A 23,868-nucleotide genomic window follows, 5' to 3' on the forward strand; every position below is an offset into this window, starting at 1 on the left:
AGCGGTCCAGGGCAACCCGCCTCCCCGCACAGAACCCATGCCAAGTGCACACCCCCCAGAAAGCAAAAAGCCCGCAGCAACAACACTGCGGGCTTTCATTTCAGCTCAGGGACTAAATCGCTACTCGGCCTCGGTACCCCGAACAATATCGGACTGCCGCTTGTTCAGATTCTCCACCTGCCCAATGCCCAGCTGAAAGGCCCAGCGCTTATCGGCGTTCACGCCCAGATTGCTCTCTTCGGACTGCTCGAACCGATCCACCAGCAACCAGTAGCGCCCGTCGACGTCGTACAGACTGGCCTCCAGTTCCGCGCCACTCCAGGTAGCCACCTGCATCTGCAGCATCGGCTCGTCCAGCTCCAGCTCGGAACGCAATTTCACATCCTGGGCACGCAGGTCAATCAGCGCCAACACCATACTATTGATCCAACGCTCGTTACCCTGCTGCTGGGCGCCCTTCAGCCCGGCCAGACGGAAGTTGTAATCTCCCTCGCCGGTTTTTTCCAGCTCAAGCATCTCGCCATCTGCGTGAATCCAGCGTGCCGAAGCAGCCTGCGTCATGGGGATCTGCGTCACCTGCAGATCCAACCACTCCACATCATTCACGGTCATACTGAAAGGACGGTTGATCAGCCAGACCTGATCCTCATGGGCGAAGCGCGCCACCTGCCCACCGCCGACCTGATTGCCGAAGATAATACCGACCGAACCCTCAGCCGAATTCAACGTCACCTGTAGGGTCGAATCCCCCGGTGCGTTCAGATCCAGGCCCAGACGAGCGTGATACTCAGGGTTATCCGTCTGCGCCTCGGTCACCCGCGCACCGCGCACCGCATGCAGCAGCGCGGCAACGCGCTCCGGCTGGGCCGGGAACAGGTCCTTGCTGACCACGCCCCAGCGGCCGTTGTCCCGCACCACCTCGACCTCAACATCCGCCTTGGCCAACACCAGGCTGTCCAACTGATTGACCAGCGCCAGTTGCTCCTCTGATAGCAACTGACGGCTTTGCAGATCATCTACCCGATCACTACCCTGGCGCTGCAATGCCATCGCAATCAACAGTATGGAAATTACCGCCAAAACGGCAACCAATTTCACTTTCATCACAACGACTCCCTATACCGAACGGCGACGTATCCGGCCTACCAGCCACCAGATCAGAATGCCCAGAGTCAGTAACGCCGGCACCAGGGCAATATTGATGATCTTCAACCAGGTGCCCAGACGCTCGATATCCGCATTCAACTGGAAGCGTACATCGCGCAGTTGTTTGCGAATCTGCAGCTTCTCATCCAAAAAGCGCTGTATAGCCTGCTCCTGCTCAGCAGTCATCTCCAGCATCTGGGCTGGATCCTGACCCTGCTGCAACTGCACTAGCTGTTGCTCAGTCTCCGCCAGTTGACGCTGCAAGCGTTGCTCGCTGGCACGATAGCGGCGCTCAGCAGCGCGCTGCAGACCTTCCACCACGGTAAAGGGCCGGCTGAAATTGCCACGTGAGCGAACACTGATCAGCGCTTCAGAGCCAGACAAATTGTCCAGTGCATTGATCAGAAATCCACCGTTATCAGCCCAGGGCTGCGGTACCCGCTGACCGAAGAAATCCTGTACCTGCACCCACATGCGGTCAGTCAACATATCGGTATCGGCCACGATCATCACATTGATATTGTCCGCCGTCTGAACCCCTTGCTCTATACCCTCCAGGCCTTCTGGATAAGCCGACGTAGCCGGACCCTGAATGCGCGCGGCAAAGTGATAGATCTGCTCATCCGCTTCAAAGCCGTCCAGCAACACCTCTGGGTCTTCCATACCGGTAAAACGGCTGCTCGGTACCAGTGCACTGTTGGCCGTGCTCGACATCAGCGGCGTGAAGCGTGTTTGCGCTCCCTCTGCATGCGTCAATGCACCCGCTGTCGCTACGGTGATCAGGTTCAGCGGTGCGGTAACGGTGTCATCACGATCCAGTTGCTCCGGCTCGACTTCCAGCCAGCCAATGTGCCGGGCCGGCAGTTGGCCCTGCCCGCGGCCGACCGACATCCCCAAACGCGCATCCAGCACCACTTGCTCTGGATTGAATTCCACACCCCAGTTTTTCAGCAGTGGGGCCAAATCCGACGACTTGCCGTCAGCCATCACATCAATCATCGCCTCCTGACTCTGGTCTGATTCAGCCAACGGATCGATGAAGGCCAGCAGCCGGCCGCCGCGCAGCACAAACTGATCCACCGCATTCAAGGCGGTCTCCGTCAGCGCCTTGGGATGCACCAGCAACAGTACTTCGACATCGTCCGGTACCTGATCGATATCGTGTTCCAGGTTCTGAATGCTGAACATCTGACGAATCTGCTCTAGCGCCACCCAGGGAGAAGACGGCTGGCCAGTCATGGGGTTCATGCCCCCACTCATCGGCAGGCCACTGATCAGACCTATCTGCGGCTTCTGCTCCTGCGCCAGGCTGTTGATCAGGCGGCTCAGCTCGTACTCCAGCAAGCCTTCCTGCTCCAGCGAGAAGAACGGAATCACCTCACGTTCGGCCAGCGTATTGCTGCCAGCCAGACCGAAATACAGCTTCTCGCCGCTCTGCGGTAACGGAATAGCCTGCAAACCGAACTCGGCTGCCCGATCTTCTGCCTCCGAGAAGGGTTGCGGGTCGATGATCTGCAATGTGATCTTGCCGTCGGCTACTCGCTCGTATTCCTTGAGCAGCTCTTCCACGCGCCGTGCGTAGTTGCGCAGAATGACCATATCCTTGCTGGCCCGATCAGAGAAGAAGAAGTACAGGGTAATAGGTTCGTCCAGCTCGCTGAGAATCTCCCTCGTACCATCGGAAATGGTGAACAACTTCTGCTCGGTCAGATCCAGGCGTGCGCCAGGCAGCAATACGTTGGAAGCCATATTGAAGGCAACAAAGGCCAGCAGTAGTACCAGCAGACCGGTACCTGAATACATTAAACGTTTCATTATTATGTCCCCTTCGCCTCAATCGGCCTTTTTCAGGTCGATGACAATCGCCGTAGCCAGCAACCACACAGCCATGAGCGATACGAAATACAGCAGGTCACGCAGATCCAGAACGCCCTTGCTGATGGCATCGAAACGAATCAGGAAGCTGAGTGAGGCAATGGCGTCGAGCAACCACTGGGGCGCCCAACCGGTAAACAGATCCAGCCACAGCGAAAAGCCGCTGACGATAAAAATAAAGCAGGCCACTACGCTGACGATAAAGGCAATGACCTGGTTCTTGGTCAGCGCCGACATGCACGAGCCTATCGCCAGATAACCACCAGCCAGCAACCAGCTGCCCAAATAGCCGGTAAAGATCGCGCCATTGTCCGGTGCGCCCAGATAGTTGACCGTAATAATGATCGGGAAGGTCAGCAATAAGGCGATGCCAATAAATACCCAGGCGGCAAGAAACTTGCCCAGCACCATATCGGAACGCGATACCGGCAACGTCATCAACAGCTCGATGGTGCCTGACTTGCGCTCCTCGGCCCATAGGCGCATGGCTACAGCGGGTACCAGGAACAGGTACAACCAGGGATGGAAATTGAAGAACGCATTCAGGTCAGCCTGACCGCTTTCGTAGAATCCACCCAGGTAAAAGGTGAAAACCGCCGACAGGACTAGAAAGATCACAATAAAGATATACGCCAGCGGGGTAGAAAAATAGCTACCCAGCTCACGTTTGAAAATCACACCGAGATTTTTCATGCCGCATCCTCCGCAGTCAGACGGCGGAAGACTTCGTCCAGGCGACCACGCTCGACAGACAATTCCTTGACCGGCCAATTATGTTCACGGGCATATTGCCCCACCGCCGGGAAAATGACCTCGCCCGGCTTTGCCAGCACGGTCAGCAGTTGCCCGTCCCGTTGACTTTCCACCTCCAGCACCCCTGGCAAAGCCAGCAATGGTTGGCTATCAACCGGCTGAGCAAGATCCACAGTGACCGCCTGGTGGTAGCGCGAACGGGCTTCCAGCTCATCTGGGGTGCCATCGGCGAGCAGGCGCCCGTGGGCAATCACCACCGCACGAGTGCACACCGCACTGACCTCTTCGAGAATATGCGTGGAGATCACCACAATTTTGTTGCTGCCTTCAGCCAGTTGCTGAATCAACTTGCGTACCTGGAACTTCTGATTGGGGTCGAGACCATCGGTTGGCTCATCCAGAATCAACACCTTGGGATCATGCAGAATCGCCTGGGCCAAACCAACCCGGCGTTTGAAACCCTTGGACAGCGTCTCGATGCTTTGCCCCATGACGGCCTGCAGCTCCAGCTGCTCAGCCGCCCAATCGACCCGCTGGTGTTTTTCCGCGCCACTGTAACCACGGACTTCAGCGATAAATTCGAGGAAGCGCTTGACGCGCATGTCGCCGTAGCAGGGAGCGCCTTCAGGCAGATAGCCCATCTGTTGCTGCGCCTGCAAGGTCTGCGCCTGAATATCAAAGCCACATACCGAAGCCGAGCCACCGTCTGGCGTAAGAAAGCCGGTAAGCATCTTCATGGTAGTGGACTTGCCAGCACCATTAGGTCCGAGAAACCCGAGCACTTCCCCCGGACTGACAGTAAAGGACAGATTATCCACGGCGATGTGCTCGCCAAAACGTTTGGTCAGGCTATTTATGTTTATCATTGGCCTCTTCCGATTCCCCCGAATAGTCGATTGCACCGCCTATGGCTGGGCAACGTAACGCGCAAGGATACATTGATTGCTGCAACGTGGGGGATAGATATGATCGGGACGCGGACGCTCAAACACCCTAAGGGGTCGGATCGCCGAGGCAGCGTCCTCGGCCTGTCCCACAGTGACAGCAAGGCATGGATCAGCGCTCAAGGCAGTGACTATATGAACCCATCCTCGGGATTTCAAGCCTTGTAGCAGGCGATAACCAAGCATGATGATGGCATGAGCTGTAACCGGATGTTAAAAACGCTAGAATCCCCCCATTACATAGGTCTGGTTGCACCAGCCACGCAACAGCACATCGTTCAGAGAGCCCCATGCCCGCAGTCTATTCCTCATTTTTTGGCCGTTTACGCTTCGGTTTCCTGCGCCGCCTTCTTTACCTATGGGCGCGATCGAACAGCATCGGCAACGCCGCTTTCGATCTGCATTTGGATCGGGACAGGCCGATCATATACGTGCTGCCCTACCGCTCCCTCTCCGATCTGCTGGTGCTGGATCGCGAGTGCCACAAAGCCGGCCTGCCGCGTCCGGTCAGAGCGCCCTTCGGTGGTTTGAATGAAAAGGAGTCCTACGCTTTTCTCAGCAGAGAGCAGGCCTGGGTCGGCCGCCCCGATCCACGCGGCCAGTCTCCGCGTTTGTTGCGCGCCATCCGCGCGGTAGAAGAGCGGCATTGCGATGAAGTTCAACTAGTGCCCGTTAGCGTGTTCTGGGGCCAGTCGCCAGATGTGGAGTCCTCGCCGATCAAGCTGTTGTTTGCCTACAACTGGGCGGTCGGCGGACGCATGCGCAAGTTACTGGCCATATTGCTGCATGGTCGCAAGATTCGACTGCGTTTTGGCGAGCCTCTGTCGCTCAAGCTTCTGGTCAGCGAAGAGCTGGGCCACGAGCGTCACGTGCGCCGCACCGGTCGTCTGCTGCGGGTGTATTTCCGTCAGCAACGTGGCGCAGTCGTTGGACCTGACCTGTCGCATCGCCGCACGCTGCTAAAAGGGCTGCTGCAGTCGCCTATGGTGCGGGCGGCCATCGAACAAGAGGCCCTGGAGAAAGGCATTGAACCCGGTAAGGCGCGCAAGAATGCAGCGCGCTATGCCAACGAGATCGCCTCGGACTTCACCTATAGCATCATTCGCTTTCTCGAGGTGGTGTTGTCCTGGTTCTGGAACAAACTCTACGACGGCATCCGCATCAACCACATTGAGCGCGTGCAGCATATCGCCCGCGGCAACGAAATCATTTACGTCCCCTGTCACCGCAGCCATATCGACTATCTGCTGCTGTCCTACATCCTGTTTCAGAATAGCCTGACGCCGCCGCATATCGCCGCCGGCATCAATCTGAACATGCCGGTAGTCGGGGGCATATTGCGGCGAGGTGGTGCTTTTTTCATGCGCCGTACCTTCAAGGGTAACCAGCTGTATTCTGCCGTGTTCAATGAATACCTGCATACGCTATTCAGCCGCGGTTTTCCGGTCGAGTACTTTATCGAAGGCGGACGCTCGCGCACCGGCCGCACCCTCAACCCGAAAACCGGCATGCTGGCCATCACCCTGCGTAGCTACCTGCGTTCCTCACGCCGGCCGATTGTATTCGTCCCAGTCTATATCGGCTATGAGCGAGTATTGGAGGGCCGCACCTACCTCGGTGAGCTGCGCGGCCAGGAGAAAAAGAAGGAATCCTTCTTCGATATCTTCCGGGTGTTGTCCGCGCTGAAGCTGCGGTTTGGCAAGGTCGCAGTCAACTTTGGCGAACCGGTCTCCCTGAACGGCTTTCTCGATCAGCAACAACCCGGTTGGCGGCAACGCAACTATTCCCCTGACTATCGCCCGGAGTGGCTGTCGGCAACCACCAACCAGTTGGCGCGCAGTCTGGCGAATGCCATCAACGCCGCTGCCGATGCCAACCCAGTCAACATGGTCGCACTGGCCATGCTCTCCACCAGCCGCTTGGCACTGGACGAACCGACCTTGAGGCGGGTCCTCAATACCTACAAGTCGCTATTGACTCGGGTTCCCTACAGCCCGGGCATGACCCTGCCCGACATGGACGGCCAGGCGATGATTGAATATGTCGAAGCCATGCAGTTCATGGGCCGCCAATCCGATGCCCTGGGCGAAATCCTGTTCCTGGATGAGCCGCAGGCGGTGCTGATGACTTACTACCGCAACAATGTGCTGCATCTGGTCGCGCTGCCTGCGTTGATCGCCTGTCTGTTTCTGAATAATCCGCGTATGAGTCGCGAGCAGATCGAAAAGCTGGTCAGTGCCATCTATCCCTACCTGCAGGGCGAACTCTTTCTGCAGTGGCAGGACGCCGAGCTGCCCTTAATGATCAGCACCTGGATAGACGGGCTGGTCGCGGAAGGGCTGTTGCGCGAAGAGGCGGGCCAGATCAAGCGCCCAGATCCCAGCTCCAGCGAATTCGTACTGCTGAGTCTACTGGCGCGCAGCATCCTGCAGATGCTGGAGCGTTTCTATATGGCCGCCGCATTGCTACTGAACAACCCCAATGGCAGTCTTACCGCTGAACAGCTGGAAGCATTGTGCACCGTCATGGCCCAGCGTCTGTCGATTTTGCACGGGCTGAACGCGCCGGAGTTTTTTGACAAGACACTGTTCCGGCAGTTTATCCAGAGGCTCAATGATCTGCAGGTAATCAGAACCGACAGCGAAGGTCGCCTGCAATATCTGCCCGGCCTGGAAGATATTGCCGAAAATACCGCCAAAAGGGTATTGAGCGCGGAGATTCGGCTGTCAATACGGCAGGTAGCGCGCTCGTCCAATGACGCGCCGAAACAACCCGAAATCCAGGCCGAGATCAAAACCGAGATCAAACCATAGCCTTCAGGCTTCGAGCTTCTTCTTGCCGTAGATGTCGTAGCGGCTGGACTGGCCATTAAGCTGGGCGCTGGGCGACGCACCTGCGATGGCCGGTGCCTTGCGCGGGCGTTTGACCGCCACGCGATGGCTGGCTAACTGCAGCGCTGCAGCCAGTAGCGCTGGCGCATCCAGATCGTCACCCGCCAGTGGTCTGAACAGGCGCATTTCCTTTTTTACCAGCGCGGATTTATCCCGGTGTGGGAACATCGGGTCCAGGTGAATCACTTGGGGCGCCGGCCCTTGCCAGTTTTGCATGGCATCTATGGCGTCGGCGTGTATCAACTGCATCCGCGTGGCAATCTCCGCCACTTCTCCGCCAGCTGCCCGGGCGCGTTGCAGACCATCGTCCAGCAGTGCCGCAATCACCGGCTGCCGCTCGATCAATGTCACCTCACAGCCTAGCGCCGCCAACACAAAAGCATCGCGACCCAGCCCCGCCGTGGCATCCAGTACCCTAGGCCGAATCGCCCCGCGCAGACCCACCGCTTTGGCCACCATCTGCCCGGCCCCCCCGCCAAATTGCCGGCGATGCGCCATCGCGCCTTCGACGAAATCCACCCGCACCGCACCCGGCGCGTCAGGGCCGCTGGCCTGGAGACTCAGGCCCTGCTCACCTATTTGCAGCCAAAGGGAAAAGAGCGCCGCGTCTGCGCCGCAACAGGGTAAACCCAATTGCGCCGCTAAGGCTGCGGCCGCCGGAGCATAAGCGTCTTGCAGCCAGGTCACGGCAATCGCGTTAGCGGATAAGGGATCAGACATCAGCTAGTGTCGGCCAAGAGAAGAGGATCAAGCAAACAGATCAATACCAAAGATGCCTTCGGATTCCTCGTTGACCGGAAGATTGGCGGTGAACTGATAACTGGACAGCGCCTGATTGGTCCGGCCATAGACCGGCTCCTGGCTTTCCCGGCGCGCGGGGATATATTCGGCATTGGCGCTGGTGGCACTGACTGCCCGCGGCACCAACGAACGAACCGGCTCAACCGGCGCTGCCTGCGCAGTCTGCCCCGCGCGCACAGGCTCGCTGTTGGCCGCAGGGACAACAGGGCGAGTACTGCGCTCGGGAAGCGCAGTGAATGGAATATAACCATCCAGACGCATCGATAGACTCCAAGGAATCGAGCCTGCAGATTAGCCTGAGGCGCATAAAAAGGCAAAATCAACTGACGAGCTGAACTAGCTAAGATTGTTGCTTGGAGGCTGCTGCTTGGGGGTTGCGACCTTGTCGCGCAGATATACCGGCTGGGCATCGGCCGCATCCAGTACCTCGCCGGCCTGCCAGCGCGGCAATGCCAGGTTCAACAGATCCCTGGCATCGGGCAGCATCTCAGGCCAGGCCGCATCGACCTTGACCGCCAGACGATCGGCATACTGCCAACCGGTGCCGGCACCCTGGGCCGAGCTCATGCCCGCAGGCAACACCACAGCTTCCGGCACACAGACTCTTTCCTCGCCTACAAGCCGCATCACGCCCTGCTCCAGACGATAGCAACCCCAGTAGACCTCGTCCATTCGCGCGTCGATGGCGGCGCACACGGCCTCGGCCTGATGCTCGCGCCAGGCCCGCTGGGCGAGTGCGGCCAGATTGGAAACCGGAATCACTGGTTTGCCAGTGGCGAACGCCAGCCCCTGGACCATGCCAGTGGCAATGCGCACGCCGGTAAAGGCGCCGGGGCCGCGACCAAACACCAGTGCATCGACCTGGCTCAGCTTGAGCCCGGCCTCGGCCAGCACCTCATCCAGCATGGGTAACAAACGCTGGGCATGCAGGCGTGGGATCACCTCGAATCGGCTGATCACTTGGCCGTCATGCAGCAGCGCGATCGAACAGGCTTCGGTCGCAGTATCCAGAGCAAGTAGCGTGGTCATGGTCAACTCGTGGCCGTACTCGAAAAAGGGTCTGCATTGTAGCCAATGCAAAAGGCCCGTGCGACTAATGTCGGCACGGGCCTTTTCATTTACAGCTGAATATTCAGCACTGGGGTGCTGAGCGCTTAACTCAGCGCCTGCATGACCTTGCTGGTGATCTGGTCAACAGTACCGACACCCTCGACCTTGCTGCACTTGGGTGTACCGTGCTCGTCGGAGAGCTGCTGATAGAAGGCTACCAACGGCTTGGTCTGCTGATGATAGATGTTCAGACGGTTGCGCACGGTCGCTTCAACATCATCATCACGCTGCACCAGGTCTTCCCCAGTCTGGTCATCCTTGCCGGCCACCTTGGGCGGCTGATGGCTGATGTGATAAATCCGCCCGGAGCCCGGATGCACACGGCGACCCGACAAGCGCTCAACGATCTCTTCGTCATCTACGGCAATTTCGAGCACGTGGTCGATCTTGACGCCCGAGTCCTTTAGCGCTTCAGCCTGAGGAATAGTGCGTGGGAAGCCATCGAACAGGAAGCCGTTCTTGCAATCATCCTCAGCGATGCGCTCCTTGATCAGACCTATGATCAGGTCATCGGACACCAGGCTGCCAGTGTCCATCACTTGCTTGACCTGCTGACCCAGTTCGGTGCCGGCCTTGACCGCTGCACGCAGCATGTCGCCGGTAGAAATCTGGGGGATTCCGAAGTGTTTGCAGATGAACTGGGACTGTGTGCCCTTGCCTGCGCCAGGCGCGCCCAACAGGATAACTCGCATAGATAGACTCCTAAAATAATACCGAAACCGGGCCGCCTGGCGAATGGCTGCGCCGGCTGGCAGAGCCAACTGTGACGTCGGCGCAAAAAAACTGTCGCATTCTTGGGTATGCGAAAAGGGCGTTCAACATACACTCCCCAACCCGGACACACAAGTCGGACCAAAGTAGAAGCCCGGCTGGCGCGGCTTGAACAGCTTAGCCGGTATTGCGCATACCGGCGGCGATACCCGCTACGGTGACCAACAACGCGCGCTCCAGATCCGGATCGATATGTTCGCCCTGCGCGCGCGTGCGCCCCAGCAACTCGGCCTGGAGCAGGTGCAGCGGGTCAGTATAGGGATTACGGACGGCAACAGACTCGCCCAGCGCCAGATTATGCGCCAGCAACCGATCGGTCTGGCGCAGAGCCAGTATCGCGTCCATCGCCTGCTGCAGCGAATCCCTAAGCCGGGCGCCCAGCGGCCATAGCGCCGGATCCGCCAAGCGCTCCTCGTAGAAGCGAGCGATGCCTCCGTCGGCCTTGGCCAGGACCATTTCGAGCATTTCAATACGAGCAAGAAAAAACGGCCATTGACGCATCATGTCCCGAAGTTGGTCCTGCTCTCCTGCCTGCATAGACTCGTGCAGGGCCTGCCCGGCGCCTAGCCAGGCTGGCAACATCAGGCGGGTTTGCGTCCAGGCGAAGATCCAAGGAATCGCACGCAATGTTTCAATGCCACCCTGGCTACGACGCTTCGCCGGCCGACTGCCTAACGGCAAGCGCGCCAACTCCTGTTCCGGAGTCGCCTGGCGGAAGTACTCGACAAATTGCGGCTCGTGACGGACCACGCCCCGATAGACATCTACCGAGCGCGCCGCCAGACGCTCCATCAAATCGCGCCAGGCCGGCTCTGGTGCGGGCGGCGGCAACAAGGTGGCTTCCAGCACTGCACTGACATACAGCTGCAAGCTTTGCACCGCGATATCCGGCAAGCCATATTTGAAGCGGATCATTTCGCCTTGCTCGGTCACGCGAAACTGACCCTGAACCGAGCCCGGCGGCTGCGAGAGGATGGCCATATGCGCTGGCGCCCCACCGCGACCCACAGTGCCCCCACGGCCATGAAATAGCCGCAAACGTACCCCACGCTCCCGGCATACTGCGACCAAGGCCTCCTGCGCCCGGTACTGCGCCCAGCCGGCAGCCAATGTGCCGGCATCCTTGGCCGAATCGGAATAGCCAATCATAACTTCCTGCTCATCACCGACCAGATCACGATAGGCCTGCAACGCCAACAACGCATCAATAGCTGGTGCCGCATTATTCAGGTCATCCAAGGTTTCAAACAGCGGGGCTACGCGCATCGGCCAGGCTACACCGACCTCCTTGAGCAGTAGCTTGACCGCCAGAACGTCCGAGGGGCTCGAGGCCATGGAGATCACGTAAGAGCCGAGCAATTCCTGCGGCTGGGCAGCCACTACCCGGCAGGTATCAAGCACCTCTGCCGCTTCTGCGCCTGGCTGCCAGCCTGGGGGTAACAGCGGTCTGCGATTGTGCAACTCTGCCAGTAGAAAAGCGCAGCGTTGCTGTTCGTCCCAATCGGCATAATTACCCAATTGCAGGTATTCGGTCAGTTCAGCCAGCACGTCAGTATGCCGTTGCGCGTCCTGGCGAATATCCAAACGTACCAGCCCCAGACCGAAGGCATTGACCCGGCGCAGGGTGTCAAGCAAGGGGCCATTGGCAATCAGAGTCATACCCTGTTGAAGAAGAGAGTCGCGGCACAATTCCAATGGCTGACGCAGTTCATCAAGGTGCTGCAGCACCGCCGGGCTTGCTTGTACCGCGCCCTTGACCGCTGCCGCAGCCCACTCTCGGGTGGCCTGCAGGCGCTCGCGCAGCTGCTTGAGCAAGGCGCGATAGGGCTCATCAACCGAGCCGGTCAACTCCATGATCGCGGCACTGGCCTGTTGCATGGACAACTCGTTGGCCAAGCCTTCAACATCGCGCAGATACAGGTCGGCGGCCATCCAACGCCCCAGCAATAACACTTCACGGGTCACCGCGTGGGTCACATTCGGATTGCCATCCCGGTCGCCACCCATCCATGAGGCGATACTGACCGGCACCGCGCGACTGTCCAGCCGCTGCCCGGTTGCGCTCAACAGATCCTCATCCAGACGCCGCAAAAAGCGCGGCAAGGCGTGCCAGAGCGAGTGTTCAATGACCGCAAAACCCCACTTAGCTTCATCTACCGGAGTCGGCCGGGTACGACGTATTTCATCGGTATACCAGGCTTCACTGATCAGCCGTGCCAGATCATCCCGGACCTGATCCTGCTCCCGCTGGCTGAGATCGTCATGGTCACGCTTGGCCAGCGCCAACGCGATCGCATCGTATTTTTGAATTAGCGTGCGGCGCGTCACCTCGGTGGGGTGCGCAGTCAAGACCAACTCGATATCCAGCCCGGCTACCTGATCGGCCATGCTCTGAGCGCTATGGCCAGCTTCCTTGAGACGCTGCAGCAACTCGCCGATACAGCGCTCTTCAAAGGACAAAGGCTCATCTTCGCGGCGCCGACGGATACGATGATACTGCTCGGCAATATTGGCCAGATTGAGAAACTGGTTGAAGGCCCGGCAGACCGGCAACAATTGGTCGTCCGGCAAGTCGTGCAAGGCCGAGAGCAATGCCTCGTGGGCGGCCTGATCAGTTTTACGGCCCTGCTTGGCGCCCAGGCGAATACGCTCGATACGTTGTAGGAAGGCGTCTCCGAGATGCATGCGAATAGTCTCGCCCAACAGCTCGCCCAGCTCATGCACATCTTCGCGCAAGCGCGCATCGATCTCAGTCATGCTTCTCTCCTTCGTCAATAAACCAGCCTGCTCACCCATAGACCCATATGACCGGTAGCCTGAACACAACAGAATGCGGTGCCCGCGACTGCCTGACAACCCCTGTGGGTGAGCAACCGGAACCGACTCCTGGGTTGACCGGTCGAATTAGTACAGGTGGCTCGAATCAGGACTAGAATTCAGATAGGGCCACACGCGATTCCAGGATAGGCAAGGGGGCAGTATGAAAATACGTGAATTGACTCAGGAGTGGGAACATAGCGCCAAGGGGCGAGTGACGCAAAACAGCTATCAGGTCAAACTTCCATTGGAGGACGCTGCGCGCCTCGCAGCACTGCACGAGATGTATCCAAAACGGAGTGTCGAAGACCTGCTCACCGATCTGCTCAGCGCCGCGCTAGAGGAGTTCGAGGCCAGCCTGCCCTATCAAGCCGGAGAAGAGATCATTGCCGTAGATGAGCTGGGTGACCCGCTTTACGGCGATGCCGGCCCGACCCCAAGATACCTGGCGCTCAGCCGCCTGCACCTGAAAGCGCTGATCGAGCAGCAAAAGGAGCAGCAACACTAAGCGTCTGAATCTGCACAGTATCCAGCGCAGAGTTTCTGCGCTGGATACTGTTTCACAAACCCTGCGCTTTATTTACAAACCATGAGCCTTGGCCCGCTCCCAGAGCTGGTCGAGACGCTCCAGACTTGCTGCTGGTACAGACTCACCGCCTTCGGCAAGACTCTGTTCGATAAAGCGGAAGCGCCGTTCGAATTTTTCGTTGCCCTGGCGTAGGGCCGTTTCGGCATCCACGTGCAGATGGCGGGCCAGGTTCACCAGCGCGAACAGCAGATCGCCCATTTCTTCGGCCACGGCTCTGGTGTCCCCCGCTGCGATGGCCTCACGGACCTCCGCCAGCTCTTCGGCGATCTTGTCGATTACCGGCGCCGCCTCGCTCCAATCGAAGCCGGCCTGCGACGCGCGCTTCTGTAATTTCTGCGCGCGACTGAGCGCGGGCAACGCCCGTGGCACATCATCCAGCAACGATAGCTGCTGCGGTCGTTCGGCTTTCTCCGCCCGCTCCTCTGCCTTGATCGCCTCCCAGCGCTGCTTGACCTGAGCGGATGCCAACTTAATGCTCCCGGCAGGCGTGCGCAAATTGCCGTCAGGAAATACATGAGGGTGTCTGCGAACCAGCTTGCGGGTGATGCCATCAACCACATCAACCCAAGCAAAATGCCCGGCCTCTTGGCCCAACTGAGCATAATAGACCACCTGAAACAGCAGATCGCCCAGTTCACCAGTGAGCTGCGGAAAATCCTTCTCGGCGATCGCATCGGCGACCTCATAAGCCTCTTCCAGCGTATGTGGCACGATACTATCGAATGATTGTTCCAGATCCCACGGACAGCCATGCTCAGGGTCACGCAAGCGCCGCATTAAATACAGCAGGTCATCAAGCTGATAACTCATGTGCTGGCCTCCTTCCGATTACGCCGCGCCTCCATCACATTGGGAAGCTGGCTGATACGCGCGAGCAATCGGCCGAGCATGTTGATATTCGGCACTTCAACGGTCAGCAGCATCACCGCGTAGTTATCATCCTTGTTGGTTCGGGTACTGACCTCCAACACATTGATTTTGTCATTGGCCAGCATCTGGGACACGTCTCGCAATAGCCCGGAACGGTCGTAGGCTTTGATATAGATTTCCACCGGATAAGTCTGAATCGGCTCTCCACCCCAGCTGACTTCAATCAACCGGTCAGAGTCGCGATCCTGCAGTTGCATGGCAGTGGCGCAATCCGCCCGGTGCACGGTAACGCCGCGGCCGAGGGTGATATAGCCGATAATCGAATCACCCGGAACCGGCTGACAGCAGCCTGCCAGCTGTGTCAGCAGATTGCCGACACCCTGGATAAACACGTCCCCACGCCGCGCGGGCTTGGTCGCCCGGCGCGGAATAAGTTCGAGCTGTTCGCTATGCCTGTCGGGCTCAATCAATTGCTGGGCGACATTGACCACATGCATCAGCCGCACATCACCAGAACCGACTGCAGCAAACAGATCTTCTTGGCTTCTGATCCCGAGCTTGTCGATCAAGTGCGCATAGTCGGCACCGTTAAGTGCCAGCCGGGTCAGCTCGCGATCGAGCATCAGCTTGCCGGCTTGCACGTTTTGTTCGCGCGCCTGCTGCTTGAACCAATGCTGCACCTTGGCCCGCGCCCGCGACGTATTGACGTAGCCCAGATTAGCGTTCAGCCAATCCCGGCTGGGGCTGCTGTGCTTGCCGGTAATGATTTCAACCTGCTCACCGGTTTGCAAAATGTAGTTCAGTGGCACTATCCGGCCATTGACTTTCGCCCCACGGCAGCTGTGACCAATCTCGGTATGAATACGGTAAGCAAAATCCAGCGGCGTGGCGCCTTTGGGCACGTCCAGCACATGACCATCGGGCGTAAACAAATAAATGCGGTCCGGCTCGAAATCGACCCGCAGCTGATCGGCCAGCCCGCCGATATCGCCCATTTCCTCGTGCCATTCCAGCACCTGTCGCAGCCAGGCGATCTTGTCTTCATAGGCGTTTGAAGAGACGCTACTGGCATCAGTGCCCTTGTAACGCCAGTGCGCACAGACGCCCAGCTCAGCTTCCTCGTGCATGGCCTGGGTACGAATCTGCACCTCCAGCACCTTGCCGCTCGGGCCTACTACCGCCGTATGCAGTGAGCGATAACCGTTTTCCTTGGGATTGGCTATATAGTCGTCAAACTCATTGGGTATATGCCGCCAGAGACTATGCACTATACCCAGCGAGGTGTAGCAGTCACGCACCTGGGGCACCAGCACGCGCACGGCGCGCACGTCGTAGACCTGACTGAAGTCGATGCCCTTGCGCCGCATCTTGCGCCAGATTGAATAGATATGTTTTGCCCGGCCGGTGATCTCAGCGTGTATGCCCGCCTCCTCCAGCTCGCGACGCAACTGGGTCATGACGTCATCAATATATTCCTGCCGATCCAGCCGGCGCTCGTCCAGCAGCTTGGCAATTTGCTTGTATTGCGCAGGCTCGAGATAGCGGAAAGACAGATCCTCCAATTCCCACTTGATATGCCCGATGCCCAGTCGGTGCGCGAGCGGCGCATAGATATCAAAGACCTCGCGGGCGACTCGATAGCGCTTCTCTTCAGGCGCATCCTTGACTGCACGAATGGCGCAGGTGCGCTCTGCTAGCTTGATCAGCGCAACGCGCACGTCATCGACCATGGTCACGAGCATCTTGCGCAGATTTTCCACTTGGGTCTGCGCACAGAAGGCGCTGGCTTTGCCCGGATTCTGCGAAACGCTGATTGCTGCCATGCGCTGCACGCCATCCACCAGGCCCGCCACCGTGGCGCCAAAACGGCGCTCTACTTCAGCGAGATCGGTCTTGCGTTCGCGTACCGCGCGATAGACCACCGCCGCCACCAGTGAGTCCTGGTCGAGTTTCAACTCAGCCAGGATTTCGGCCATTTCCAGGCCGGTAAGATAACTGCTGGCACCGTCGGCCCAGATATTCTCCGCAGCTATGGCGGCCTGCTCCAGCTCCAACGCCCACTCACAGGCTTCCTGAAGGACCGCAGGCGAAGTCAAAGGCACCCGCTGCTGCATCCGCGCTATCCAGGCATCTATATTGACGCTGCCATCGTGATTGGTCGGATGCAGTGCTCTGACCTGTACCATTAGTAAAGAGCCTGACTGTGCTGCAATGTACTGGACACGAAATTCTTCCTTTACTGAAACCGGCTATAACGATGCTGCCATTCGGAAACCGCTATACCGGTTTGACCTTGCTCCCGGCAACGAACAACGCCATGGCTTCCACGTGCGCGGTCTGCGGAAACATATCCATAATGCCTACCTGCACCAAGCGATACCCTCGGCCGGCAAGCAACCCTGCATCCCGCGCCAACGTAGCCGGGTTGCATGAAACATATAGAATTCTACCTACGGCCTTGTCAGCCAGTTGCTGCACCAATTGCTCTGCGCCATCGCGAGGGGGGTCCAGCAATACCGCATCGCAAGGCTGAGCGAGCCACTTCGCATACTGGGGTTTGGACAGATCCGCAGATAAAAAGTGCAGCGATTCCAACTGATTATTCTGCGCATTATCGCGCGCCCGCTGAACCATCTCGCTACTCCCCTCCACCGCCGTCACCTGCGCGCCCGCTCGCGCCAGTGGCAAAGCAAAGTTGCCCACACCACAGAACAGATCCAGCACCTGCTCGCCAGGCTGTATCGCCAACCATTCCAACGCCTGATTGACCATCATCTGGTTGACCTGCGCATTCACTTGAATGAAATCCCCAGGCATAAATTCAAATCGCAGATCCTGATCCGCTAACCTATAAGCGGGCAGACTCTGGTGCAGGTCCTGATGAGAGCCATTGAGCCGGTGCATAGTGTCCGGCTCACCGGGCTGCAGCCAGCAACTTGCACCATGCTGATCAGCCAGCGCTTGCAATGCCTGACTATCCGCTGCAGACAAGGCTTGCATATGACGCACCAGTATCACTGGTGCGTCACCACCAGTCAGTTCGACATGACCCAGCCCGGCGCGACCATCCAGCGACTTGAGTAGCGGCACCAATGCCTGCACCAAAGACTCCAGGGCGGGCACCAGTACGGGGCATTCATGCACTTCAACCAGATCGTTACTGCTACGCTGCCGATAACCCACTTCCAGCACGCCAAGACGCTTGTCCCAGCGCATCGCCAAGCGCGTACGCTGACGGTAACCATAGGCCGGACCCAGTAATGCCGGCATCCAGCGCTCGGGCTCGAGGCCAGCAAAATGCTGCAATTGCTGGGCCAGAGCTTGTTGTTTGACTTGTAACTGAGAGGCCTCCGGCATGTGCTGCAGACTACAGCCACCACAAAGATCGATGTGCGCACAGCGGGGTGTTTGCCGCTCGGGGCTGGCCACCAACAGCGTGTCCAGTCGGGTCTCAATCAGTTTGCTACGAGCCTTGAGCACCCGCGCCTTAACCCGCTCGCCAGGCAGCCCGCCGTCGACAAAAACGATGCGGCCCTGCCAGCGCCCAATGCCGCGTCCATCATGGGCCAGCCGTTCCAGTTGCAACTCTATGCGCTGCCCAATAGCCGCAGGTGCATCCGGGGTATGACGTGCACGTCCACGGAAACCCTTCATGGCTGTACGTCGTAAACACCAGTGGACAGATAGCGGTCACCGCGGTCACAGATGATCGCCACTATCACCGCATTCTCAACCTCAGCGGACAAACGCAACGCGGCCGCCACCGAACCTCCGGAGGAGACCCCGCAGAAAATACCCTCCTCGGTCGCCAGACGGCGCATGGTAATTTCCGCTTCCTGCTGACCCATATCGACTATTCGGTCTACCCGCTCCGGTTGAAAAATGCCGGGCAAATAAGCCTGTGGCCAGCGCCTGATACCCGGGATCGATGCTCCCTCCGTCGGTTGCAAACCAATGATCTGGATCTGCGGGTTCTGTTCCTTCAGGTAACGCGAAGTGCCCATGATGGTTCCGGTTGTACCCATTGAGCTGATGAAATGCGTTATGCCGCCCCTGGTATCGCGCCAGATTTCCGGCCCGGTGGTCTGATAGTGCGCTTCGGCGTTATCGAAGTTGCCGAATTGATCCAAAACCTTGCCCTTGCCCTCGCTTTGCATCTTCGCCGCCAGATCCCGCGCGCCCTCCATGCTGTCTTCGCGGCTGACCAGAATCAGCTCGGCACCATAGGCACTCATCGCCGCCTTGCGCTCGGAGCTCATATTATCTGGCATGATCAGAATCATGCGATAACCCTTGATGGCTGCGACCATCGCCAAGGCGATACCGGTATTACCCGAGGTTGCCTCAATCAGTGTATCCCCTGGCTTGATCTCGCCGCGCTGCTCGGCACGTTCAATCATCGACAGCGCCGGCCGGTCCTTGACTGAGCCAGCCGGATTATTACCCTCCAACTTGGCCAACAGAATGTTGCTGGTTTCTCCCGGCAAGCGTTGCAGGCGAACCAGGGGGGTGTTACCGACAAAGTCGGCAATGGTCGGAAAATCGTTATTCATCATTCACTCAAGGGGCTCGGGCCCAGATCAATAGGGCGTTGAATGCTGTGCTTTTGCTTTAGTCAGCCTATGATACCGACAACAGAGTTAGGGATACATACAATGAGCGAGATTGGTCTGAAGGCGCGCATTCTGCTGATGACACTGGCACCGACCGGACTGTTGGCCATAGCATTGGGCAGCTACTTCATCTGGCACGCCTCCCAGGATCTACAACAACAACTCTTAGAACGCGGATTCCTGACCGTTGAGCACTTGCAAATGCCTGCGGCGCAGGCGCTGCTCAATGGCCAGCCACAACAGCTCAGGAACACCCTGACCGACACGCTGAATCGCCGCGATGTGCGCGCTGTCACGCTCTATGACAGCAACCGCCAACAGCTCGAACATAGTGGTCCGAACATGCTCGCCACGCAGCGCACGCTGGGGGTTGATTCCCTCGGCGCAGGCAGCGGTCTCCAGGTCGGCGAGACAGTCGGCAGCAGCCGCTTTTTACTACCCCTGTTAGCCAGCCCCGAGTTGATTGAAGGCCCCCTGCAAGATCAGATTGAAGCGGATGCCTTGCTTGGCTGGCTGGAGGTTGAACTAAGCCATACCAATACCCAGTTGCGGCGCTATCAAATGCTCCTGACCACCCTGGTAATGGTGCTCCTCGGCCTGCTGTTAACGACCTTTACTGTAAGCCAGATGGGCAGACGAATCACCGATCCAATCAGCTTCGCCAACCGCGCCATCACTCAAATCAGCAAAGGCCAGCTTGATGTAAGGCTGCCCGAGCAGGGCAGTCGTGAGTTGGATGACCTGGCTCAGGGTATCAATACCATGGCCGGCACCCTGCAAAGTGCGCAGGGTGAACTGCAGCAAAATATCGATCAGGCCACAGAAGACTTGCGTCAGACGCTGGAAACTATCGAGATTCAGAACATCGAGTTGGACATGGCACGCAAGAGCGCGCAAGAGGCCAGCCGGATCAAATCCGAGTTTCTTGCCAATATGAGCCACGAGCTGCGCACCCCGCTGAACGGCATCATTGGCTTCAGCAACCTGTTGCAGCGAACCGAGCTGAGCAATCGACAACAGGAGTATCTCGGTACCATTGAGAAATCCGCAGATAACCTGTTGGCCATCATCAACGAGATTCTCGATTTTTCCAAAATTGAGGCGGGCAAACTGATCCTCGACAATCAACCGTTCAACCTGCGCGATCTGATTCAGGACACCCTGACCATGCTTGCCCCAGCCGCGCATCAGAAGCATCTTGAGCTGGTCAGCATCATTTACCGCGACACACCCATCGGCTTGAGCGGCGATGCCCTGCGCCTGAAGCAGATCCTCGCGAACCTGGTCAGTAACGCGATCAAGTTTACCCAGGAAGGCTCGGTTAGCATCCGTACCATGCTTGAGCAGGAAGACGAGACCCATGCGCTACTGCGTATCAGCGTTACCGACACCGGCATCGGCTTGACCGCAACGCAGCAGAAATCGCTATTTCAAGCATTTACCCAAGCAGACAACTCGATGTCGCGCCAGGCCGGTGGCACCGGACTGGGCCTGGTCATCGCCAAGCGTCTGGTCGAGCAAATGCAGGGCGAAATAGGTCTGGATAGCCGGCCAGGCGAGGGCTCCGAGTTCTGGCTCACCGCGCGCCTGGAAAAATCCAGCCAAGCGGGCGACGATCTACCTGCCACACCCCTGCGCGGGATACGCGCGGCGGTCGTGGAGCCTTTAGCCCTCAGCCGCCAGGCATTACTGCACAATCTTGAGGACCTGGGGGTTGAGGCTAGCGTGCACGAAAACCTTCAGTCGCTGGAGAACGCCTTCCGCGAACAACCTGCCGACAGACCTATACAATTAGTGCTGGCGAGTACGCGCTCGCCGAGCCTGCGAGCCGATACGATGTTCGACCTACTGAATCGCTGGATAAGCGAAGACAGATGCAAAGCGGTAGTATTGACCGACACCACCGAACATTATCCGGCGCTTGATCAGTTACCCCGCTCGCAATGTCAGGTACTGTCTCGCCCCCTGTGCACGCGTAAACTCTATCGCGCGGTCAACCAGTTATTCCGCCCGGAGCCCAGTGCCCCCGCCGTTGTACGCCGTGAAGTATCAAAGCCGCTGATTAGCGTACTCTGCGTAGACGACAACGAGGCCAATTTGCGCTTGGTCGCGACCTTCCTCACCGAGATGGGTGCCCGGGTACTCACCGCCACCAGCGGCGAACAGGCCCTGCAGATTGTCGACCGAGAGCCAGTAGAACTGGTATTCATGGATGTACAGATGCCCGGCATGGATGGCCGCGCCACCACCACCGAGCTACGCCTGCGGGAGGAGCTAGCCGACTGTGAGCCCCGACCTATTATTGCCTTGACCGCCCACGCCCTGGCGGAAGAACGGCGTCGGCTGATTCAATGCGGCATGAATGACTACCTGACCAAGCCTATCAGCCCGGAGCAATTGAGCCACTGCATCTTCCGCTGGACCGGTGTCAATCTGGCCATGCCGGAAATGGGCGCGGCGCCAATCCCTCAGCTAGTAACCGAGCAACACAACCGGACAGACCCGCCTGTATTAGACCAGCAAGAGGGCCTGCGGCTGGCCGCCGGCAAGGCCGATCTGGCCGAGGATCTGCTGGCCATGCTGATTAAAGGCTTGCCCGGTGAGCGGGTGTTGATCGAACAACACATGAGCACGGGTGACAACGAAGCCCTGCTTAGCGTGGTCCACCGGTTGCACGGAGCAACCCGTTACTGCGGTGTCCCACAGTTACGCGAATGCTGCCTGCAAGCAGAAACCGTGTTGAAGAAAGGGGATAACAGTCAGATGGCGATCAGTCAGCTGATTGAGGCCGTCGAGCAGCTGCGGCAAGCCTATCAAGCGGCCCAGGAGCTGCCTTCAGGCCATTGACCAGATAGCAAAGGCTAGCGCCTGCTCGCGTTCATCGCTCAGGCTCAACAGCATCTCCCCTCCACCACCCTGCTTTAGCCGCAAGGCGGCAACGCCACTGAGCCGCACCAGCGGTGCGCCCAGGCTGTCGTTGTCGATCTGGATATGTTGCCACGACATGCCCTGCGCCAGCCCGGTACCTAGCGCCTTGAGAACGGCCTCTTTCGCCGCATAGCGCTTGGCCAGGTAGCGCGCAGGCTGTTTGTGCGCCGCGAAGCGTTGCCATTCAGCCTCGGTCAGGATGCGCCGGGCGAACCGCTCGCCCTGGCGCCCCAATGCCGCTTCGATGCGGCTGACCAGCACCATGTCGGTGCCGATACCGCGAATCATCGACTAGCCGATGCACTAAGGATCAAAGCGCGCATATCCTTGACTGCTTGGGCCAGACCGGAAAAAAGTGCGCGGGCGATGATCGCATGACCGATGTTCAACTCGTTCATACCATTGATGGCGGCAATCGGCTCGACGTTGTGATAGTGCAGACCATGTCCGGCGTTGACTACCAGGCCCAGCTTACGCGCATAGATACAGCCTTCACGCAGGCGCGCCAATGCGTCCGCCTGCTCGGCACCCTGGGTATCCGCGTAGTGGCCGGTGTGCAGCTCAATCACAGGCGCACCAGCGCGTTTGGCCGCTTCAATCTGGCGTGGATCCGGATCGATAAATAGCGACACCTCACTGCCGATCGCCACCATACGCTCAACCGCTTCCTGCACCCGAGCGCTATTACCGGCAACATCCAGCCCGCCCTCGGTGGTCAGCTCTTCACGACGCTCGGGCACCAGACAGATATTCGCCGGACGTATTTCCTCGGCAAAATCCAGCATCGCATCAGTGACGGCCATCTCCAGATTCATCCGCGTCTGTAGCACCTCGACCATCAGGCGAACGTCACGCTCCTGAATATGCCGGCGATCCTCGCGCAGGTGCAAGGTAATGCCATCTGCACCCGCCTGCTCAGCTTCGATGGCGGCCTGGACCGGATCTGGATAACGCGTACCCCGAGCCTGACGCAGGGTCGCCACATGATCGATATTCACACCTAACAGCACGCGTTGCGGGTGGGTCAAAGTTTGTCTCCTATGGAAGCCGTGCCAGGGATAGAAAAAAGTTGCCGACTGACCAGCGGCCGGTCGCCAAGATGCACCGCCAAGGCCTGGCGCATCAGCAGTTTGGCCGTACGCAGCGCCTGGGGCTGAGCCCAATCTGCAGCGGCCATTGCCAGCAGACCAGCGCCCGGCAACCCGGTCGCAGCGGATGTCAGCTGCGCGATCGGCAGCAAGCCCCGTTCGGCATGCCAGACGTACTGTTGGTCGGCGCTTACCGGCTGGCCCAAAGCGTCTTCAGTCAAGCTAAAACCATAGCCCATAACCTCCAACAGTTGCCACTCGAATTGCCGCAAGACCGGCTCCAGCAGCGCCGGGCCGGCCAATTGTTCAAGTGCATGCTGGTAAGCAGCAAAGATTAGCGCACTGGGATCACCGGGCGGCATCAGGCGGATCAACAACTCGTTGAGATACAGACCACTGAACAGGGCCTGACCCTGTAACGGCCGGTAAGCGCCCGCCACTTCTGCCTGGGTCAAGGTCTTCAGCTCTGCGCGCCCGGCCAAGCCCACCAGCAGCGGGATAAAGGCTTGCGGCGCGAGCCCCTTGCGCTGCCCTCTGGCGCCGCGCCAGACAACCCGCTGAACACCGTGATGCAGACTGAGCAGATCGACCAGTGCGCTGCTGTCCCGGTAGGGGCGGCTATGCAACACATAGGCCGGGCTCAGGGCTGCTTGCACGCCGGGTCTCCACCGA

The 23,868-nt window shown here is 58.7% G+C and carries 18 protein-coding genes and 1 pseudogene; 3 read left to right on the forward strand and 16 right to left on the reverse strand.

What is annotated here, in order from left to right:
- Positions 1 to 120: 120 nt before the first annotated feature.
- The 4 genes and pseudogenes from K787_RS0101300 to K787_RS0101315 all read right to left on the reverse strand — a co-directional run.
- The gene (locus tag K787_RS0101300) at positions 121 to 1,104 is read right to left on the reverse strand and encodes a DUF4340 domain-containing protein (RefSeq protein ID WP_022960971.1); all 984 of its coding nucleotides are present in this window, start codon (positions 1,102 to 1,104) and stop codon (positions 121 to 123) included.
- Between the two features lie 12 nt (positions 1,105 to 1,116).
- Complete coding sequence (locus K787_RS0101305; RefSeq protein ID WP_022960972.1) at positions 1,117 to 2,961, reverse strand: GldG family protein; 1,845 nt, start codon at positions 2,959 to 2,961, stop codon at positions 1,117 to 1,119.
- 18 nt (positions 2,962 to 2,979) lie between these two features.
- Complete coding sequence (locus K787_RS0101310) at positions 2,980 to 3,714, reverse strand: ABC transporter permease (protein ID WP_022960973.1); 735 nt, start codon at positions 3,712 to 3,714, stop codon at positions 2,980 to 2,982.
- Positions 3,711 to 4,598 (reverse strand): annotated as a pseudogene (locus tag K787_RS0101315) (ABC transporter ATP-binding protein); the annotation flags it as partial. The pseudogene K787_RS0101315 and the gene K787_RS0101310, both read right to left, overlap by 4 nt.
- Before the next feature lie 410 nt (positions 4,599 to 5,008).
- On the opposite strand from K787_RS0101315, the gene plsB reads away from it, so the two are divergent.
- Positions 5,009 to 7,531: a glycerol-3-phosphate 1-O-acyltransferase PlsB gene (gene plsB / locus K787_RS21855; RefSeq protein WP_022960975.1), complete on the forward strand. Its 2,523-nt coding sequence runs from the start codon at positions 5,009 to 5,011 to the stop codon at positions 7,529 to 7,531.
- A gap of 3 nt (positions 7,532 to 7,534) precedes the next feature.
- On the opposite strand, the gene K787_RS0101325 is transcribed toward plsB, so the two are convergent.
- The 5 genes from K787_RS0101325 to ppc form a co-directional block, all read right to left on the reverse strand.
- The gene (locus K787_RS0101325; protein WP_022960976.1) at positions 7,535 to 8,329 is read right to left on the reverse strand and encodes a class I SAM-dependent methyltransferase; all 795 of its coding nucleotides are present in this window, start codon (positions 8,327 to 8,329) and stop codon (positions 7,535 to 7,537) included.
- Positions 8,330 to 8,356: 27 nt separating this feature from the next.
- On the reverse strand, positions 8,357 to 8,671 hold the full coding sequence (locus K787_RS0101330; protein ID WP_022960977.1) for a hypothetical protein: 315 nt from the start codon (positions 8,669 to 8,671) through the stop codon (positions 8,357 to 8,359).
- A gap of 75 nt (positions 8,672 to 8,746) precedes the next feature.
- Complete coding sequence (tsaB, locus tag K787_RS0101335; RefSeq protein WP_022960978.1) at positions 8,747 to 9,439, reverse strand: tRNA (adenosine(37)-N6)-threonylcarbamoyltransferase complex dimerization subunit type 1 TsaB; 693 nt, start codon at positions 9,437 to 9,439, stop codon at positions 8,747 to 8,749.
- A gap of 125 nt (positions 9,440 to 9,564) precedes the next feature.
- The gene (gene adk / locus K787_RS0101340; RefSeq protein WP_022960979.1) at positions 9,565 to 10,212 is read right to left on the reverse strand and encodes an adenylate kinase; all 648 of its coding nucleotides are present in this window, start codon (positions 10,210 to 10,212) and stop codon (positions 9,565 to 9,567) included.
- 196 nt (positions 10,213 to 10,408) lie between these two features.
- Positions 10,409 to 13,048 (reverse strand): phosphoenolpyruvate carboxylase, encoded by a 2,640-nt coding sequence (gene ppc / locus K787_RS0101345; protein ID WP_022960980.1) that lies wholly within the window; start codon positions 13,046 to 13,048, stop codon positions 10,409 to 10,411.
- Between the two features lie 223 nt (positions 13,049 to 13,271).
- Here ppc and K787_RS0101350 point away from each other — a divergent pair, with 223 nt between their 5' ends.
- Complete coding sequence (locus K787_RS0101350) at positions 13,272 to 13,616, forward strand: hypothetical protein (RefSeq protein ID WP_022960981.1); 345 nt, start codon at positions 13,272 to 13,274, stop codon at positions 13,614 to 13,616.
- Between the two features lie 72 nt (positions 13,617 to 13,688).
- On the opposite strand, the gene mazG is transcribed toward K787_RS0101350, so the two are convergent.
- The 4 genes from mazG to cysM form a co-directional block, all read right to left on the reverse strand.
- Positions 13,689 to 14,507 carry a nucleoside triphosphate pyrophosphohydrolase gene (gene mazG, locus K787_RS0101355; RefSeq protein ID WP_022960982.1) on the reverse strand — a complete coding sequence of 273 codons (819 nt, stop codon included), beginning with the start codon at positions 14,505 to 14,507 and terminating at the stop codon, positions 13,689 to 13,691.
- A complete protein-coding gene (relA, locus tag K787_RS0101360; RefSeq protein WP_022960983.1) occupies positions 14,504 to 16,753 on the reverse strand; it encodes a GTP diphosphokinase in 2,250 nt (749 codons plus the stop codon). Before relA ends, mazG begins: the two co-directional genes overlap by 4 nt.
- Before the next feature lie 91 nt (positions 16,754 to 16,844).
- A complete protein-coding gene (gene rlmD, locus K787_RS0101365) occupies positions 16,845 to 18,221 on the reverse strand; it encodes a 23S rRNA (uracil(1939)-C(5))-methyltransferase RlmD (RefSeq protein WP_022960984.1) in 1,377 nt (458 codons plus the stop codon).
- Positions 18,218 to 19,120 (reverse strand): cysteine synthase CysM, encoded by a 903-nt coding sequence (gene cysM / locus K787_RS0101370; RefSeq protein ID WP_022960985.1) that lies wholly within the window; start codon positions 19,118 to 19,120, stop codon positions 18,218 to 18,220. Before cysM ends, rlmD begins: the two co-directional genes overlap by 4 nt.
- Before the next feature lie 102 nt (positions 19,121 to 19,222).
- Here cysM and K787_RS0101375 point away from each other — a divergent pair, with 102 nt between their 5' ends.
- On the forward strand, positions 19,223 to 22,027 hold the full coding sequence (locus tag K787_RS0101375; RefSeq protein ID WP_022960986.1) for an ATP-binding protein: 2,805 nt from the start codon (positions 19,223 to 19,225) through the stop codon (positions 22,025 to 22,027).
- On the opposite strand, the gene acpS is transcribed toward K787_RS0101375, so the two are convergent.
- The 3 genes from acpS to recO are packed head-to-tail and all read right to left on the reverse strand — an operon-like array spanning position 22,016 to position 23,852.
- Entirely contained in the window at positions 22,016 to 22,396 is a 381-nt protein-coding gene (acpS, locus tag K787_RS0101380; RefSeq protein ID WP_022960987.1) for a holo-ACP synthase, read from the reverse strand. The two genes, K787_RS0101375 and acpS, sit on opposite strands and share 12 nt — an antisense overlap.
- Positions 22,393 to 23,136, reverse strand: coding sequence for a pyridoxine 5'-phosphate synthase (gene pdxJ / locus K787_RS0101385; RefSeq protein WP_022960988.1), 744 nt, complete (start codon positions 23,134 to 23,136; stop codon positions 22,393 to 22,395). The genes acpS and pdxJ overlap by 4 nt, the downstream gene beginning before the upstream one ends.
- Positions 23,133 to 23,852, reverse strand: a complete 720-nt coding sequence (recO, locus tag K787_RS0101390) for a DNA repair protein RecO (RefSeq protein ID WP_022960989.1) — start codon at positions 23,850 to 23,852, stop codon at positions 23,133 to 23,135. Before recO ends, pdxJ begins: the two co-directional genes overlap by 4 nt.
- Positions 23,853 to 23,868 lie beyond the last annotated feature (16 nt).

It is taken from the genome of Halopseudomonas pelagia CL-AP6, assembly GCF_000410875.1.
Classification (GTDB): Bacteria; Pseudomonadota; Gammaproteobacteria; order Pseudomonadales; family Pseudomonadaceae; genus Halopseudomonas; species Halopseudomonas pelagia.